This is a genomic window from Nocardia concava NBRC 100430 (assembly GCF_000308815.1).
Taxonomy (GTDB): Bacteria; Actinomycetota; Actinomycetes; order Mycobacteriales; family Mycobacteriaceae; genus Nocardia; species Nocardia concava.
Map to the genome: position 1 here is coordinate 37,318 of NZ_BAFX01000049.1, position 15,823 is coordinate 53,140.

15 protein-coding genes are annotated in these 15,823 nt (G+C 68.1%); 7 read left to right on the forward strand and 8 right to left on the reverse strand.

The features are described 5' to 3' along the window. Positions 1 to 28 precede the first annotated feature (28 nt). Entirely contained in the window at positions 29 to 865 is an 837-nt protein-coding gene (locus tag ON43_RS10040) for a hypothetical protein (protein WP_040806086.1), read from the forward strand. Here the strand turns inward: ON43_RS10040 and ON43_RS10045 are convergent. Both ON43_RS10045 and ON43_RS10050 read right to left on the reverse strand, forming a co-directional pair. After that, on the reverse strand, positions 817 to 1,734 hold the full coding sequence (locus ON43_RS10045; protein WP_051178230.1) for an alpha/beta fold hydrolase: 918 nt from the start codon (positions 1,732 to 1,734) through the stop codon (positions 817 to 819). The two genes, ON43_RS10040 and ON43_RS10045, sit on opposite strands and share 49 nt — an antisense overlap. Next, a complete protein-coding gene (locus ON43_RS10050; RefSeq protein WP_040806146.1) occupies positions 1,731 to 2,633 on the reverse strand; it encodes an alpha/beta fold hydrolase in 903 nt (300 codons plus the stop codon). Before ON43_RS10050 ends, ON43_RS10045 begins: the two co-directional genes overlap by 4 nt. A 115-nt stretch (positions 2,634 to 2,748) precedes the next feature. Between ON43_RS10050 and ON43_RS10055 the strand changes: the two genes are divergently transcribed. Genes ON43_RS10055 through ON43_RS10065 form a run of 3 tightly spaced genes read left to right on the forward strand, consistent with a single transcriptional unit; the run spans position 2,749 to position 4,927 of the window. Then, positions 2,749 to 3,342, forward strand: a complete 594-nt coding sequence (locus ON43_RS10055) for a TetR/AcrR family transcriptional regulator (RefSeq protein WP_040806088.1) — start codon at positions 2,749 to 2,751, stop codon at positions 3,340 to 3,342. Positions 3,343 to 3,400: 58 nt separating this feature from the next. Then, entirely contained in the window at positions 3,401 to 4,228 is an 828-nt protein-coding gene (locus ON43_RS10060) for a hypothetical protein (protein ID WP_040806090.1), read from the forward strand. 15 nt (positions 4,229 to 4,243) lie between these two features. Then, positions 4,244 to 4,927, forward strand: a complete 684-nt coding sequence (locus ON43_RS10065) for an alpha/beta fold hydrolase (protein ID WP_040806092.1) — start codon at positions 4,244 to 4,246, stop codon at positions 4,925 to 4,927. 33 nt (positions 4,928 to 4,960) lie between these two features. Here the strand turns inward: ON43_RS10065 and ON43_RS44740 are convergent, their stop codons facing one another. Next, positions 4,961 to 5,116 (reverse strand): hypothetical protein, encoded by a 156-nt coding sequence (locus ON43_RS44740; protein WP_157513980.1) that lies wholly within the window; start codon positions 5,114 to 5,116, stop codon positions 4,961 to 4,963. A 94-nt stretch (positions 5,117 to 5,210) separates the two neighbouring features. Here ON43_RS44740 and ON43_RS10070 point away from each other — a divergent pair, with 94 nt between their 5' ends. Beyond that, positions 5,211 to 5,702, forward strand: coding sequence for a GNAT family N-acetyltransferase (locus ON43_RS10070; protein ID WP_040806148.1), 492 nt, complete (start codon positions 5,211 to 5,213; stop codon positions 5,700 to 5,702). Here ON43_RS10070 and ON43_RS10075 read toward each other — a convergent pair. The 3 genes from ON43_RS10075 to pflB form a co-directional block, all read right to left on the reverse strand. Next, complete coding sequence (locus tag ON43_RS10075; RefSeq protein ID WP_245568528.1) at positions 5,699 to 6,382, reverse strand: response regulator; 684 nt, start codon at positions 6,380 to 6,382, stop codon at positions 5,699 to 5,701. The genes ON43_RS10070 and ON43_RS10075 overlap by 4 nt on opposite strands. 119 nt (positions 6,383 to 6,501) lie before the next feature. Beyond that, positions 6,502 to 7,275 (reverse strand): pyruvate formate-lyase-activating protein, encoded by a 774-nt coding sequence (gene pflA / locus ON43_RS10080; protein WP_040806095.1) that lies wholly within the window; start codon positions 7,273 to 7,275, stop codon positions 6,502 to 6,504. A 36-nt stretch (positions 7,276 to 7,311) separates the two neighbouring features. After that, entirely contained in the window at positions 7,312 to 9,564 is a 2,253-nt protein-coding gene (gene pflB, locus ON43_RS10085) for a formate C-acetyltransferase (protein ID WP_040806098.1), read from the reverse strand. 107 nt (positions 9,565 to 9,671) lie between these two features. Between pflB and ON43_RS10090 the strand changes: the two genes are divergently transcribed. Both ON43_RS10090 and ON43_RS10095 read left to right on the forward strand, forming a co-directional pair. Further along, positions 9,672 to 10,886, forward strand: coding sequence for a GAF domain-containing sensor histidine kinase (locus ON43_RS10090; RefSeq protein WP_040806099.1), 1,215 nt, complete (start codon positions 9,672 to 9,674; stop codon positions 10,884 to 10,886). A 24-nt stretch (positions 10,887 to 10,910) separates the two neighbouring features. Continuing rightward, on the forward strand, positions 10,911 to 11,396 hold the full coding sequence (locus tag ON43_RS10095; protein ID WP_040806100.1) for an NUDIX hydrolase: 486 nt from the start codon (positions 10,911 to 10,913) through the stop codon (positions 11,394 to 11,396). A 142-nt stretch (positions 11,397 to 11,538) separates the two neighbouring features. Here the strand turns inward: ON43_RS10095 and ON43_RS10100 are convergent, their stop codons facing one another. Continuing rightward, the gene (locus tag ON43_RS10100) at positions 11,539 to 14,115 is read right to left on the reverse strand and encodes a polynucleotide kinase-phosphatase (RefSeq protein WP_040806102.1); all 2,577 of its coding nucleotides are present in this window, start codon (positions 14,113 to 14,115) and stop codon (positions 11,539 to 11,541) included. Then, on the reverse strand, positions 14,115 to 15,749 hold the full coding sequence (locus ON43_RS42350; protein ID WP_086007916.1) for a 3' terminal RNA ribose 2'-O-methyltransferase Hen1: 1,635 nt from the start codon (positions 15,747 to 15,749) through the stop codon (positions 14,115 to 14,117). Before ON43_RS42350 ends, ON43_RS10100 begins: the two co-directional genes overlap by 1 nt. Positions 15,750 to 15,823: the final 74 nt, after the last annotated feature.

Consider the following 15,823-nt stretch of genomic DNA (forward strand, 5'->3'; position numbering starts at 1 on the left):
AGCGAATTTCGCTGCGTAGGCTGGGCGCATGGCTACGGTCGTGGTTCTGCTCATCGTCATGGTGGTTGTGCTGCTGGGTGTCGTCGCGGTCAACCGCGCCCAACGTTCCCGGTCGAACACCCAGCTCGAGGATGCCAAGGCCGATGCGCGCCGGGTGATCGAGCGGCTCGGCGGGCAGGTGTACAACCTCGGCGGCACCGATCCGGCGTCCAAGCAGGCGCTGGCGGATGCGGGGGAGCGGTTCAATGCCGCGGGCTCGCAGATCGAGCAGGCCACCACGCCCGCCCAGGCGCGGCTCGCGAAAGAGACCGCGCTGGAAGGGCTCTACTACGTACGCGCCGCACGGGCCGCCATGGGGATGGATCCCGGTCCGGCCGTGCCCGAACTCGACGGGCAGCGCAGTGCCGGTCGGGTCACCGAGGATCGCGCCATCGAATTCGACGGCCGCCGCGTCGAGGCCTCGCCCACGCCGTCCCCGGCCACCCCGAACTACTATCCGGGCGGCCGGGTCGCGGGCCGACCGGTTCCGGCCGGTTGGTACTCCGAGCCCTGGTGGAAGACCGCCCTGGTCGCCGGTGCCTGGGGCGTCGGCTCCGCGGTGCTGTTCAACGCCCTCTTCAGCGGGATGTCCGGCGTCGGCTACGACACCGCCGCCTTCGAAAACGGTTACGGCGACGGCTATCAGGCGGGCTTCGACGCCGCCGACAACGGCGCGGGCTACGACCAGGGCGGCTATGACCCCGGCTATGACCAGGGCGGTTACGACCAAGGTGGCATCGACCCCGGCGCCGATCTCGGCGGCCAGGACTTCGGCGATTACGGAGACTTCGGCGGTTTCGACGGATTCGACGGCGGAGATTTCTGAGCGCCGAAAAACTCCAGCGCCCGCGCGGCGACGAGCTCCGGCTGTTCGGTCGCGGGAAAGTGTCCGACATCCTCGAGCACCTCGACGCTGACATCGGTTGCCAGACTGCCGAATTCGCGGGTGGATTCGACCGCGACGATCGGATCCCGATTGCCTGTGAGAACCAGCGTTGGCACCGTGAGCCGAGACCAGCGGTACTGTCCCGCCAGTAGGAGCGGTATCTCGTGGGTGACGAGGTTGCGGTAGTAGCGAACGGTTGCGCCGACTCGGTCCGGTTCGTCGAATTGGGCGAGGAAGATCTCTCGATCCTCGGATGTCAGCGCCGCCGATCGGTGAATCCAGTGGCGCAGAGCCCAATCCGGAATCGCCCGCGCTGCGAGCAGCGGACCCGCCACGGGTGCGGCATTGGCCGCGATATGCCACAGGCGAGCACTGCCCGCCACGACCTTCGGTGTCGGCCGTAGGAACGGGCTCGCCGTATTGAGCGCGATGTACTGCCGCATTCGATCCGGAAAACGCAGGGCCAGTAGATATCCCGCCAATCCACCCCAGTCGTGGCCGATGGCGCGAAACCGGTTGATCGCCAATGCGTCGAGCAGACCCGCGATGTCGTCGGCCATGACCGAAGGCCGGTAGCCGTCCGGTGGCGCGTCGGTCCAGCCGAGCCCGCGCAGATCCGGGCAGATGACCCGGAAGCGTTGCGCCAGTGGGCCGATCAGATGCCGCCACTGCCACCAGTGCTGCGGCCAGCCGTGCAGCAGCACCAGCGGTTCGCCGCTGCCCGCCAGCGCCACATGGGTGCGCAACCCGCCGACGTCGAGGAAACGGTGTTCGACGTCGGCGAGGTCGGGCAGGTCGCGCACGGTCATCGCGGGTTCTCGGCGCGGGTCTCCTTCAGGAAGGAGGTGATCGCGGCCGTCAGCTGAGCGGGCTGATCCTCGGGGGAGAAGGTGCGCGAGTCGCGGATCCATTCGATGCGGGCGTCGGGGAATTCGGCGGCCAGGCGTTCGGCGTAGCGGTCCGGGAAGAAGCGGTCTCCGGCCGACCAGGCCAGCAGGACCGGCTGCTTGAAATCGCCGTAGGTCTTGGCGGCGGCGAGGGTGTACTTGTTGTCGATGCCGACGATCACCCGGCGGGCGTCCTCGCGAATTGCCTTGATACTCACCGGAAGTGCGTAGGAGTCGCCGACCGCGGGCTCGAACGCGCCGCGCGCGAGCCAGCCGTACGCGATGGGCAGGCGGCGTACCGCGCGGATGCGCATGCTAAGGGCCAGCGAGGTGAGCGCGCCGGGGGTGCGCGCGGCCAGGCCGACGTAGTTGAAGAACGGCGGCGGGAAGTTCTCGTAGGCATCGCAGGAGGTCAGGACCAGGCGGGAGACGAGGTCCGGGCGGGCGGCGACGACCAGTTGGCTGACCGCGCCGCCGGAGTCGTTGCCCACCAACGTGACCGGGCCGAGGCCGAGCTCCTCGATGGCGCCGATGACCAGCTGGGCCAGTCCGGGCGGGGTGAGGTCGGCATCGGGCATGGCGAGGGCATGTGAGCCGAAGGGCAGATCGATTGCGACACAGCGGTATTCGCCGGACAGTCCGGGGATCACCTTGCGCCACAGGTTGGCGTTGACCAGCAGTCCGTGCACGAAAACGATGGGATCGCCACTGCCGCTGTCGAATACGGTGAGTTTGCCCTGTGGCAGCGACAGTTCGCGCCGGGTACCGAGCGCGGGATCGCGCCAGCTGGCGCGGGATTCGAGGGTGCTTGCGTTCGTCATCTGAATCACTCCCCTTGGAGCCGAGACGGTGAAGAGGATTTCAAACTAACAAACAGGCTGCCTGTTTTCAATAGTCCGGCGTTACGATCCACCCACCGAGACCAGAAAGGCGCCGATGGCCAAGCAAGCCGAACGATCCGAGTCGACCCGCGCGAGCCTGATCGCCGCCGCGCGCGAACTCTTCGCCGAGCGCGGTTACGCGGCCGTCGGCACCCCCGAGATCGTGGAGCGGGCGGGCAGCTCCCGCGGCGCGATGTATCACCAGTTCAAGGACAAGAAGGACCTGTTCCGGGCGGTCTACGAGCAGGTGCAGCAGGAGACCCTGCAGCAGGTCGGGGAGACCATGGCGCAGGCGCCGCCGGCCGACCCCATGGCCATGCTCGAGGCCGGTCTGCACAACTTCCTGCTGTCGTGCGTGGACACCGAACGGGTGCGCATCACGCTGATCGACGCGCCGTCGGTGCTCGGCTGGGAGGAGTGGCGGGCGGTCGACGAGAAGTACGGCCTGGGTCTGGTCGTCGCGGGTCTCCAGGCGGGCATCCAGGCCGGGGTGCTGCGCGACGACCTCGACATCCGGCCGCTGTCGCTGATGATCCTGTCCATGCTGGGCGAGGCCGCCATGTTCATCGCCAATGCCGACGACCCCGAGATCGCCCGGACCCGGACCGAACCCGTCGTCATGGCACTGATCAACGGTTTACGCGCCTAGACGCCGAATTCGACCGACACGCGCCGGAATTCGGCGCGGTGGCCCCAGAATCGTTCGGGTGACGGACCTGGTGCTCACTCCGCAACGCCGGACCGAACTGTCCGCCCTGCTCGGCGACGAGGCGCGCCTGCGCGCCGAATTCCCCAGGGTGGCCGAGTATCTCGACACCGCCTCGCGGCTACCCGGCACCGGCGACGAGCGTGCCGACGCAGCCTTCGACCTGCGGCTCGTCCACTACCTGACCGGCGGTGAAGCGGACAATCCGTACTGGGACATCGTCGGCCCGTCGGTCTCCGAATTCGCCCGCCACCGCGTCGTCAACGGCGGTCGCGTCGCGGGCAGCGCGAGACTCGCCTTCGCACAGACGATCCTGCAGTCCGCCTACGCCTACGCGATCCCCACGCCCGGCACCCTCGCCTGGATCGCGGAAGCCTGTGCCCGCCGGCCCATCACCGAAATCGGTGCGGGCCGCGGCTATTGGGCCGCCCAGCTGACCCGCGCCGGCCTGACCGTCCACGCCTACGACTCCGAGCCGCCCGGCATCACCCCGAACCGTTCCTTCCCCACCTACCGCGGCCAGCGCACCCTCTGGCATCCGGTGAGCCCCAACACGACTCACGCCGCCGCCAACGCCGGACACCGCGCCCACACCCTGCTGCTCTGCTGGCCGCCCGGCTGGGGCGACCACATGGCCTCGGCCACCCTCACCGAATTCGCCGACGCGGGCGGCACCCGGCTCCTCTACCTCGGTGAGCCCCGAGCCGGAAAAACCGCCGACGCCACCTTCTTCGACATCCTCGAATCGTCCTGGCGCCTGGAATCCGAAGACCCCCACTACGTCTCCTGGTGGAATCTCTCCGACTCGGCCCAATTCTGGGTCCGATGAGGCACGCTCGATCCCATGGCGACCTTCCTGCTCGTTCACGGCGGCGGCGACATCGGCTGGTACTGGCACCTCGTCGAGGAACGCCTGCGCGCCCGCGGCCACGAAACCATCGCGCCCGACCTACCCTCCGGCAACGACGACGCCACCCTCGACGACTACGTCTCCGTCCTGACCGACGCCGCCGCCGACCGCTCCGACCTCGTCATAGTCGGCCACTCCTACGGCGCCTACACCGCGACCGCAGCCGCCACCCGCCTCCCCACCCGCCTGCTCGTCCTCCTCGCCGGAATGATCCCCGCCCCCGGCGAATCCCCGAACGACTGGTGGTCGAACTCCGGTTACGCGGAAGCGGTCAAGGAACAGGCCGCCCTCGACGACGGCCAAACCGGCAACGACGACCCCTTCATCAGCTTCTACAACGGCGTCCCCCGCCCCCTGGCGGAAGAAGCCCTCCGCCGAGCCGCAGACCGCCGAGAATCCCCGACAGTCGCGAAAACCCCCTGGCCCTATGCCACTTGGCCCCCAATCCCCACCCGCTACATCCTCTGCCAAGACGACAAATTCTTCCCCGCCCCCTTCCTCCGCCGCCTGGCCCAAGCCCGCCTCGGAATCAGCCCCGACGAAATCCCCGGCTGCCACTGCGCCGCCCTGAGCCACCCCGACGAACTCACTGACCTGTTGCTCACGTACCTGGACTGAGCGGCTGGCAAAAGTCGAGGGTCACTCCGCCGGTTACCGCTGAGGGTTCTCCGGGTCTTGGTTGGCTGGCGCCGGGTCTCGGGTTTCCACGTCGATGCGGACGGAGCCCGCTCGGACGGAGCGGAGGATGAGCCAGCAGATGAACAGGGCTATGGCGAGGGCGGCTATGAGGATGATGATGCCTGTCATGGGAACCTTCACGCTTGCGTTGGGTTGGCTCTCGATCCTGGGCTAGCACTGACACCGTAGTGCGGGCGGGACGCACAATGGGCGGGTGGTGTGGATGGTTGCGGTGGAGGCGTTCGACTCGGCGGTTGCTCGTGCGCTGTGGCGGGCGTATTACACCGAGGTGAGCGATCGGTGGTATCTGGCTCGGGGCGGGGTGGGTACGGAGCCGGAGGAGCTCGAGCGGGGGATTGCGGCGACCACTGGGAGCGAGCTTGCGCCGCCGGGTGGGCGGTTGTTGGTTGCCTGGTACGACGGCGAACCGGTGGGGAGTGCGGGGGTGCGGTTGTTGGATTGGGGTACGGCCGAGCTCACTCGGGTGTTCTTGCACCGGCGGGTGCGTGGGAAGGGCGGTGCCGCCTTGCTGGTGGCGGCGGCCGAGGAGGCTGCCCGGGAGTTGGGGGCCACGCGGATGGTGCTCGATACCCGCAGTGATCTGGTCGAGGCACGCAATCTCTACAAGCGGTTGGGTTATGTGGAGACGGAGCCGCACAACGACTCTCGGTATGCGGAGCATTGGTTCCGCAAGCGGCTCGACGCGATCGACTAGCGGACGCCGTCGGCCCAGTTGTCGCCGTGTTCGTGGCGGAGGTGTTCGGCGAGGATGGCTGCCTGGGAGCGGCGGGCCAGGCCCAGTTTGGAGAGGAGGGCCGAGACGTAGTTGCGGACTGTTTTTTCCGAGAGGTAGATCTTGCCGGCGATTTCCTTGTTGGAGAGGCCCTGGCCGATGTGGGTGAGGATCTGCTTTTCGCGTTCGGTGAGGTCTACGTCGGCCAAGGGATTCGCGGGGGCGCGCTGTTGGAGGCGTTCGGTGACCTCGGCGGCGGTGTGGGGGTCGATGAGGGTTTCGCCGGCGGCTACGCGGCGGATGGCGTTGATGAGCTGGGGGCCCCGGAGTTGCTTGAGGACATAGCCTTTCGCGCCCGCGAGGACCGCGCCGAGGAGGGCCTCGTCGTCGGAGAAGGACGTCAGCATGAGGACGTTGAGGTCGGGCATCTCGGACATGAGGTCGCGGCAGACGCTGACGCCGTCGCCGTCTTCGAGACGGACGTCGAGGACGGCCACGTCGGGGCGGACGGCGGGGACGCGGCGCAGGGCCTCGGCGGCGGAGCCCGCCTCACCGGCGACCTCGATGTCGCCCTCGGCTTCCAGCAGGTCCTGCAGGCCGCGGCGCACGATCTCGTGGTCGTCCAGGAGGAAGACTCGGATCTTCTTGTCTGAGTTGTCCACGGTGATCATCCTCGCAGGTGGTCGGAGCAGAACCGGGTAACGGGGCGCGGCGGGTGGCGGTCCGAAACCTCCGCCACCCGCCGCGTCATTCCCCTGTTCCTTGTCCCCGACAAGGTCTTTTAGTAGGCCGTCAGGCCCGCGTCCCGGAAGACATTGCGTGCCTCTTCGACCTGCTCCGCGCTCGGTGTCGGGGTGTCGGCGAGCACGAAACGACGGTTGAGGGCCTCCCACTTGGACTGGCCCAGCGTGTGGAACGGCAGCACATCCACCCGCTCGATATTGCCCAGGCCGCCGGCGAATCCGGCGACCGCGCCGATCTCCTCGATCGCGTCGGTGAGGCCGGGAACCAGCACGTAGCGCAGCCACACCCGTTTGCCCCGCTTGGCGAGCTTCTGCGCGAAGTCGAGGGTCGGCTGGAGTTCGCGGGCGGTGAGACGGCGGTAGGTCTCGGGCTGTCCGGCCTTGATGTCCAGCAGCACCAGGTCCGTGGCCGCCAAGAGCTCATCGGAAGCAAGGCGCCCCAGGTATCCGGACGTATCGAGGGCGGTGGACAGCCCGAGACCTTGGAACCCCTGCAGCAGAGAGGTCGCAAACTGGGGTTGCTGCAAAGGTTCCCCGCCGCTGATGGTTGCGCCGCCGCCGGAAGCCTTGATGAACGGCACGTACTTGGCCGCCTCCATGAGCACGTCGTCGACACTCATGTGGGTTCCGTTGCTGCGCAACCACGTATCGGGGTTCTGGCAGTAGAGACAGCGGAGCGGGCAGCCGCTGAGGAAGGTGACGAACCGGGTGCCCGGCCCGTCCACTCCGGTGGAGATGTCCCACGAGTGGACGGATCCGGTGACCGGTGCGCCGACACCGATATTCGGCTGGGGCAGAAGCGCTGTGGACATTGCTTTCAACCTTTCTCGGTGTCGGCCGGTGAGCCTTTACAGGCTCGCGTGGAAGGTGCGGTTGATGACGTCGAGCTGCTGCTCACGGGTCAGGCGAACGAAGTTCACCGCGTAACCCGAGACACGAATCGTCAACTGCGGGTAGTTCTCCGGGTGCTCCATGGCGTCCAACAGCGTGTCCTGGTTGAGGACGTTGACGTTCATGTGGAACCCGTTGGTGGCGATGTAGCCGTCCAGCACGCCCACCAGGTTGGTGATGCGCTCGTCGGCGCTGCGGCCCAGACCCTGCGGCGTCACCGTGGTGGTGAGCGAAATGCCGTCCGTCGCATGCTCGTAGGGCAGCTTGGCGACCGACATGGCCGAGGCCACGATGCCGTGGGTGTCGCGGCCGTTCATCGGATTGGCGCCCGGCGAGAACGGCTCACCCGAACGACGGCCGTCGGGGGTGTTGCCGGTCTTCTTGCCGTACACCACATTCGAGGTGATGGTCAGCACCGACTGGGTGTGCTCGGCATTGCGGTAGGTCGGGTACATGCGGACCTTCTGCATGAACCGCTCCACCAGTTCGGCGGCAATGGAGTCGACGCGATCGTCATTGTTGCCGTACTTGGGGAAGTCGCCCTCGATCACGTAATCGACCGCGAGACCGGTCTCGTCGCGCACCGGGGTGACTTTCGCGTACTTGATCGCCGACAGCGAGTCGGCGGCGACGGCCAGACCGGCGATACCGCAGGCCATGGTGCGGCGAATATCCAAGTCGTGCAACGCCATTTCGATGCGCTCGTAGGCGTACTTGTCGTGCATGTAGTGAATCACGTTGAGCGCGTGCACATACGTCTTGGCCAGCCAGTCCATCAGCTTGTCCATGGCCGCGTCGACCTCGGCGTAGTCGAGCACCTCGGAGGTGATGGGCTCGAAGCCGCGAGCGACGATCTTGCCCTTCTTCTCGTCGCGGCCGCCGTTGATGGCGTACAGCAGCGTCTTGGCGAGATTCACACGCGCGCCGAAGAACTGCATCTGCTTGCCGACCTCCATGGCGGAGACGCAGCAGGCGATGGCGGTGTCGTCGCCGTAGCGCGGCCGCATCAGCTCATCCGACTCGTACTGGATGGAGCTGGTGTCGATGGACACCTTGGCGCAGAAGCGCTTGAAGCCGTCGGGAAGCGCGGGCGACCAGAACACGGTCAGGTTCGGCTCCGGCGCGGGACCCAGGTTGTAGAGGGTCTGCAGGTAGCGGAAGCTGGTGCGGGTCACCAGCGGACGGCCGTCGGAGCCGATGCCGCCGATGGACTCGGTCACCCAGGTCGGGTCGCCGGAGAACAGCTCGTCGTACTCGGGGGTCCGCAGGAAGCGCACGATGCGCAGCTTGATGACGAAGTCGTCGACCAGTTCCTGGGCGCGCTCCTCGGTGATCAGGCCCTCGGCCAGGTCACGCTCGAGGTAGATGTCCACGAAGTTGGCGGTCCGGCCCAGCGACATGGCCGCGCCGTTCTGCTCCTTCACCGCGGCCAGGTAGGCGAAGTACAGCCACTGGATGGCCTCCTGCGCATTGCTGGCGGGCTTGGAGATGTCGTAGCCGTAGGAGGCGGCCATCTCCTTCAGCTCGTTCAGCGCGCGGATCTGCTCGCTGACTTCCTCACGGCGACGGATGGTTTCGTCATCGGCCCACAGGTCCTCGAGCGCGAGGTGGTCGGCCTTCTTGCCCTCGATCAGCTTGTCCACGCCGTAGAGCGCGACGCGGCGGTAGTCGCCGATGATGCGGCCGCGGCCGTAGGCATCCGGCAGGCCGGTCACGATGCCGGCGCTGCGGGCGGCGCGAATGTCGGCGGTGTAAGCGTCGAAAACGCCGTCATTGTGGGTCTTGCGGTACTTGGTGAAGATCTCGGCGACCTTCGGGTCCTCCTCCACGCCGTACGCGGCGAGGCTGGACTGCACCATGCGGTAGCCGCCGTAGGGCATGATGGCGCGCTTCAGCGGGGCATCGGTCTGCAGGCCGACGATGAGCTCGTTGCCCTCGTCGATGTAGCCCGGCTTGTGGGCGGTGATGGTCGAGGGGGTGTGCTGGTCCACGTCGTAGATGCCGCGCTCGCGCTCGGCGGGGAACATGGCGCTCAGCTTGTCCCAGATGCCCAGGGTGCGGGCGGTGGGGCCGGCCAGGAAGCCGCCGTCGCCCTCGTAGGGCGTGTAGTTCTGCTGAATGAAATCGCGCACGTCGATGGCGTCTCGCCACAGGCCGCCTTTGAAACCGGTCCAGGCTTCGGTGCGCGGTTCGGTTCCGATCATCGTCATTGTGTGACTCCTAAATCAGCCGAATGGTCTGAAATCAGACTGCTCCGTCGCGACACCCCACCCCAGAGACAAATGTCCTCAGGTTGCCGGTGGGTAGCCTCTGAGTCATGTCCGAGGAGTCGTGGGGTGGCGTACCGGATGAACTACGGGCGCTGACCGCCCCGGAGGAGCGGCTGCACGACCTGGTCGAGGCCGTGTACGCCGTGGTCTCCGACCTGGACGTGGATCTGGTGCTGAAGCAGCTGGTGACCGCGGCCTGCCGGCTGGTCGACGCCGAATACGGTGCGCTCGGATTGCTGGAACCCGGTGACGACGGCAGCGGCGAGCGACGGCTCACGCAGTTCGTGCCGGTCGGCATGGATGAGCAGACGATTCGCAGGATCGGGCACTGGCCGTGCGGGCGGGGCGTGCTCGGCGTGGTGCTCTCCGGCGAGGACCCGGTGCGGCTGGACGATCTCATGACCCACCCGGCCTTCGAGGGCTGGCCCGACGGGCATCCGCTCATGCACAGCTTCCTCGGCGTGCCGGTGCGCTATCGCGGACGGCTGCTGGGTGATCTCTATCTCGCCAACAAGCGCTCGGGCGCCTTCACCGACGAGGACGAACGGATCATCGAGGCGCTGGCGGTCATCGCCGCGACGAAGATCACCAATGTCCGGATGTACGAGCAGGTCCAGCGCGATACCGTGCGGCGGCAGCAGGACTCCGCCAAGATCGCCGTGATGGAGGACCGCGACCGCATCGCGCGCGACCTGCACGATTCGGTCATCCAGCGGATCTACGCCTCCGGTCTGGCATTGCAGGGAGCGCTGCGCATGCAGCCCACACCGGACATCGCCGATCGCCTCGAACGCGTGGTCGCGGATCTCGACGACACCATTCAGGACATTCGCGGCACCATCTTCTCGCTGCAGTCGGCCTCCGGCGGGCAGGGCGGATTGCGCAGTGAGATCAGCGATCTGGTGACTACCGCCGCCCGCCACCTGGGCTTCACCCCGAACCTGCGGCAGAACGGGCCCATCGACACCCTGGTCCCGCCCGACACCGCCCGCCAAGCCATCGCCGTGCTGCGCGAGTCACTGTCCAATACCGTTCGCCACGCCGACGCCACCCGCATCGACGTGGCGGTGACCGCCGCCCGCGGTGAACTCCGGATCTCGGTGGCGGACAACGGCATCGGCGTCGGCGACGCGCCCCGGCGCGGCGGCCTGCGCAATATCGCCGAACGCGCCACCGAACTCGACGGCGTGGTGGAGATCGGGCTGGGCCTGGATGGTCGCGGCACGACGGTGGTGTGGCGCGTGCCGATTCCCGAGGCGTGAGCGCGGTTCGGCAGACTGCTTCCCATGAGCCTCAGATTCAGCGCCGGAGTCCTGTTGTTCCGCCGCACTTCCGGCCTCGAAGTGTTGCTCGGGCATATGGGCGGCCCCCTGTGGGCGAAGAAGGACGCCTCGGCCTGGTCCATCCCGAAGGGCGAGTACGAGCCCACCGAGGAGCAGCCGGAAGCCGCCGCCCGCCGCGAATTCTTCGAGGAGCTCGGCCTGCCCGTGCCCGACGGCGACTGGATTCCCCTGGGGGAGGTCCAATACGGCAGCGGCAGCAGCAAGAAACAGGTCACCGTCTGGGCGGTCGAAGCCGACCTGGACCCGACCCTGATCGTCCCCGGCACCTTCGAAATGGAATGGCCACCCCGCTCCGGCCGCATGGCCGAATTCCCGGAAATCGACCGTGCCGCTTGGTTCGATCTGGACACCGCCGAGGAGAAGCTAGGAAAAGGCCAGCGCCCCTACCTGACTCGCCTCCGCGACCACCTGGCCGCCGACTTGGACTGAGTCCGCATCGTCATTCCGGAGTGTCTCCGCAATGTCATTCCGGCGTGTCTTTGGCCGGAATCCACTGCGACGGGGGCTGAGACCGTGGTGTGGATTCCGGCCAAGAGCACGCCGGAATGACGGGGGCGTTCGGCCCCGAGCCTTACAACCTCGGGTCGACCGGCTCCGTTTCCAGCGCCAGGACCGCGAATACTGCCTCGTGGACTCGCCACAAGGGCTCGCGGGCCACGAAGCGGTCCAAGGCTTCCAAGCCCAGGGCGTATTCGCGCAGCGCCATGGAGCGCTTGCCGCCGAGGCCGCGGGAGCGCAGTCGCTGGAGCTGGTCGGGGCGGAGGTATTCCGGGCCGTAGATGATCCGGAGGTATTCCGGGCCACGGCATTTCACGCCCGGCTGGACCGGGCGGCCGCTGCGGTTGGTGCCCGGGACCAGGGAGCCCAGGGGCTTGACCACCATGCCCTCGCCGCCGGCTGCGGTGAGGGTGGTCCACCAGGCCGTGGCGTCGGCCTCGGCCTCGGGGGAGGCGAGGTCGACCACGCGGCGGCCGGTGGCGGTGAAGAACTCCGGGTCGGCGGCGACCAGGCGGTCGAGGCGTTCCAGGTGCCAGTTGTGGTCGCGGACGGCGTAGTTCGCGCCGGAGGCGGCCAGCAGCTGGAAGGGCGCCAGGCGGACGCCGGACAGACCTTCGGTGGGCCAGCAGTAGCGGCCGTAGGCGGTGGTGAAGGCGTCGGCGTCATCCTGGCGCGCGGTGGTGCGCGCGGCGAGATCGGCTACGTCCAAACCTCTTTCGGCCGCGGCCGCCAGCACCTCGGAGGCCCGGGCCAGGGAGGCTCGCGCCGCCGCGCCGACCGCCGCGTACTGGTTGCGCAGCAGCCCCAGCGCCTTGGCCGACCACGGCAGCAGCTCGGTGTCGAGCAGCAGCCAGTCGGTGCCCAATTCCTCGAACAGCCCGGCGGTTTCGGCCGCCGCCCGCACCCGTGCCAGCAGCGTCTCGGCGGCGGCCGGATCGTCGAAGAAGGGGCGGCCGGTGCGGGTGTACACCGCGCCGGTCGAACCGTCCTCGACACCGAACCGGTCCCGCGCCGCCTGCGCCGACCGCGAAACCACCACGACCGCACGCGAACCCATGTGCTTCTCCTCGCACACCACGGTCTCCACGCCCTCCGAGCGGTAGTACTCGAAGGCCTGGGCCGGATGCTCGAGGTAGCCGTCCAGGGTGGAGGTCGCGCACGGCGACATGGTCGGCGGCAGGTACACCAGCCAGCGCGGATCCACCGCGAAGCGGCTCATCACCTCGAGCGCGGCGCTCGCGGCGTCCTCCTGCACGCTGACGCGGCCGAGATGCCGGGTCTCCACTACGCGGCGACCCAGCACGTCGTCCAGGTCGAGCACGCCCGGGTCCCGCTGCACCACCGCCTCGCCGGTGGCGAAGACGGCGGCCTGTAGCGGGCGCACCGGCTCGAACCAGACCTGTTCGGCCGCAACCGAAACCGGTTCGCGTTCCGGGTAGCGCAGGGCGGTCAGGCGGCCGCCGAACACCACGCCGGTGTCCAGGCACAGCGTGTTGTTGACCCACACCAGTTCGGTCATGGGCGTGTGCCCGTACAGCACCAGCGCCTTGCCGCGGTAGTCGTTGGCCCACGGGTAGCGCACCGGCAGCCCGTATTCGTCGGTCTCGCCGGTGGATTCGCCGTACATGGCGAACTCGCGCACCCGACCCGAGGTGCGGCCCTGGTATTCCTCCTTCAGCCCCGCGTGCGCGACCACCAGCTTGCCGCCGTCGAGCACGTAGTGGCTGACCAGGCCGCGCATGAATTCGTGTGCGGCCTTGCGGAATTCGGCGTCCTCGCCCTCGAACTGGGCCAGCGACTCGGCCAGCCCGTGCGCCACCGTGACGCGGCGGCCGTCGAGCGCGCGGACCAGCTTGAACTCGTGGTTTCCGGTGACACACAGGGCGTTTCCGGACGCCACCATGCCCATGACCAGCCGCACGACGCCCGGGGTGTCGGGGCCGCGGTCGACCAGGTCGCCGACGAACACGGCCGTGCGGCCCTCCGGGTGCCGCGCGTCCACCGCACGACCGTCCTCGTCGCGGGCGATGACATAGCCGAGTTCCCCGAGCAGCGTCTCGAGTTCGCTGCGGCAGCCGTGCACGTCGCCGATCACGTCGAACGGGCCGGTGAGATCGCTCTTGTCGTTCCACAGCCGCTCGTCCACGATCGTGGCCGCGTCGATCTCCTCGACGCCGCGCAGCACGTGCACCTTGCGGAAACCCTCGCGCTCCAGGAACTTCAGCGAACGCCGCAGGTCACGCTGGTGGCGGTTCACCACGTGCGGGCCCAGATCCGCGCGATCCACGCGCAGCGCGTTGCGCCGCACGCACTCGGCCTCGGGCACGTCCAGCACGATCGCCACCGGCAGCACATCGTGGGCGCGCGCCAGCTCGACCAGCGCCTGCCGCGCCTTGGGCTGCACATTGGTGGCATCGATGACGGTCCGCAGCCCGCGCCGCAGGCGGACGCCCGCCACGTGGTGCAGCAGCTCGAACGCCTCGTTGGTGACCGACTGGTCGGACTCGTCATCGCTCACCAGCCCGCGATAGGCATCCGAGGACAGCACCGCCGTCGAGCGGAAGTGCTTGTGCGCGAACGTGGACTTCCCGGATCCGCTGCTGCCGATCAAGACGACCAGCGACAGCACCGGAACGGACAGCTCGGCCATTACGCGGCTCCTTTCTCGTCGCTGTCGCTGCTCTTACCCTGCTTCGTGAACACAGCCATCTGCGTCGACGCCCCCACTTCCGCATCCTCGGGCCCGACCGGTTCGAATCGCACGGCGTACCCGTACGTTTCCCCGACCCGGTGTGCCCAGTCCGCGAATTCTGCCCGGCTCCATTCGAATCGGTGATCCGAATGCCGGAAAGTCCCCGCCGCGAGCGTCTCGTAGCGCACGTTGAACTCGCTGTTGGGCGTGGTCACCACGACCGCGCCCGGCGCCGCCGCCCCGAACACCGACTGCTCCAACGCCTTCAGCCGCGGCGCGTCCACATGCTCGATGACCTCCATGAGCACGGCCGCGTCGTACCCGGTCAGCGACGCATCGGTGTAGGTGAGCGCGCCCTGCCGCACGGTGACCCGCTTGGACTGCCATTCCGGCAGCCGCCGCATCCGCCGCGCCGCGATCTTCAACTCCCGCATGGACACATCGATCCCGACGATCTCGGCGAACGCCCGATCCGCCACCAGCTCCCGCAGCAGCGCCCCCTGCCCGCAGCCCAGATCGAGTACCCGGCTCGCCCCGACCTCGAGCAGCGCCCGGTGTACGGCGGCACGGCGCAGCACCGCCAGTGACGGCCCCCGCTCAGCAGGGTCGTCGGATGCTGCACCCGTCATCCCGGCATGCTTTTGGCCGGGATCCACACTGCCGGGCTGGATTCCGGCCAAAAGCGCGCCGGAATGACGGGAAGCGGCTTCGGCCGAATACGCGGGATCGGAGGACTGCGACACTCCACCCGTTCCATCGGGATCCGTCTGCGCGGTCGTCGACTCGGCGTCGGCCTCGTCGAAATCCTCCTCGACGGCGTCCAACTCTTCCGGCTCGGCGTCATCCAGCTCTGCCAGGCGTGCCAGCGCGGTGCGCACCAGCGTGTATCGCCGCGTCAGGTAGCGGCGGGTGATCCATTCGCGCTCCGGGTGGTCGACCAGCCAGCCCTCGCCGAAGCGGAGCAGCTTGTCGATCTCGGCGCTGTCGAGCCAGTAGTGCTTGCTGCCGTCGAGGACGGGCAGCAGCACGTACAGGTGCGACAGCGCGTCGGAAAGCCGCATGGTCCCGGTGAGTTCGAGGCGCAGGTAATGCGAATCGCCCCAGTCCGGGAAAGCCGGATCCAGCGGCAGGGGAGTGGCCACGACCGTCCAGCCCAGCGGCGCGAACACCCGCTCGGCGTACTCCGCCCCGCCCTTGCACGGCACGGCCGGAAGTTCGATGCGCAATGGCAGCGCGGTCTCCGCCAGCTCCGGCCGCTGCTTGCACCGTCCGTGCAGCGCGGTCCCGAACACCGTCGAGATCGCCACGGACAGCAGCGACGACGCCGCGTACGGCCGGTCGTTCACGTACTGGCCCAGGCTGAAGTCGGGCGCCCCCTTGGACTTCCCGCGCACCAGCCGCACCGGATCGATCTCCAACAGCAGCGCGGCCGTGCACCGCTCCTCGCCCGCCTCGGCATAGAAGACGTGCGCCTCGCCGTAGGACTGTTCGAAGGTTTGCATGCGCGACGGATTCTTGTGCAGCAGATAGCCGAGATCGCTGGCCGGCCATGCGGCACCGTCCGGTCGCGTACAAGAGATCGTCAACAGCATCCTGAGATGCTCCCGTAGGCGCGAGGCGGTCGCAAATACATTTCCGTCTCGATTCGCGCAGTTCGGAGCCCTGC

Excerpts from the sequence above, each read along its gene's own strand:
- ON43_RS10040 (WP_040806086.1), top strand. The coding sequence starts at position 29 with ATGGCTACGGTCGTGGTTCTGCTCATCGTCATGGTGGTTGTGCTGCTG.
- ON43_RS10045 (WP_051178230.1), bottom strand. The coding sequence starts at position 1,734 with ATGACCGTGCGCGACCTGCCCGACCTCGCCGACGTCGAACACCGTTTC.
- ON43_RS10050 (WP_040806146.1), bottom strand. The coding sequence starts at position 2,633 with ATGACGAACGCAAGCACCCTCGAATCCCGCGCCAGCTGGCGCGATCCC.
- ON43_RS10055 (WP_040806088.1), top strand. The coding sequence starts at position 2,749 with ATGGCCAAGCAAGCCGAACGATCCGAGTCGACCCGCGCGAGCCTGATC.
- ON43_RS10065 (WP_040806092.1), top strand. The coding sequence starts at position 4,244 with ATGGCGACCTTCCTGCTCGTTCACGGCGGCGGCGACATCGGCTGGTAC.
- ON43_RS44740 (WP_157513980.1), bottom strand. The coding sequence starts at position 5,116 with ATGACAGGCATCATCATCCTCATAGCCGCCCTCGCCATAGCCCTGTTC.
- ON43_RS10070 (WP_040806148.1), top strand. The coding sequence starts at position 5,211 with ATGGTTGCGGTGGAGGCGTTCGACTCGGCGGTTGCTCGTGCGCTGTGG.
- pflA (WP_040806095.1), bottom strand. The coding sequence starts at position 7,275 with ATGTCCACAGCGCTTCTGCCCCAGCCGAATATCGGTGTCGGCGCACCG.
- pflB (WP_040806098.1), bottom strand. The coding sequence starts at position 9,564 with ATGACGATGATCGGAACCGAACCGCGCACCGAAGCCTGGACCGGTTTC.
- ON43_RS10090 (WP_040806099.1), top strand. The coding sequence starts at position 9,672 with ATGTCCGAGGAGTCGTGGGGTGGCGTACCGGATGAACTACGGGCGCTG.
- ON43_RS10095 (WP_040806100.1), top strand. The coding sequence starts at position 10,911 with ATGAGCCTCAGATTCAGCGCCGGAGTCCTGTTGTTCCGCCGCACTTCC.
- ON43_RS10100 (WP_040806102.1), bottom strand. The coding sequence starts at position 14,115 with ATGGCCGAGCTGTCCGTTCCGGTGCTGTCGCTGGTCGTCTTGATCGGC.
- ON43_RS42350 (WP_086007916.1), bottom strand. The coding sequence starts at position 15,749 with ATGCTGTTGACGATCTCTTGTACGCGACCGGACGGTGCCGCATGGCCG.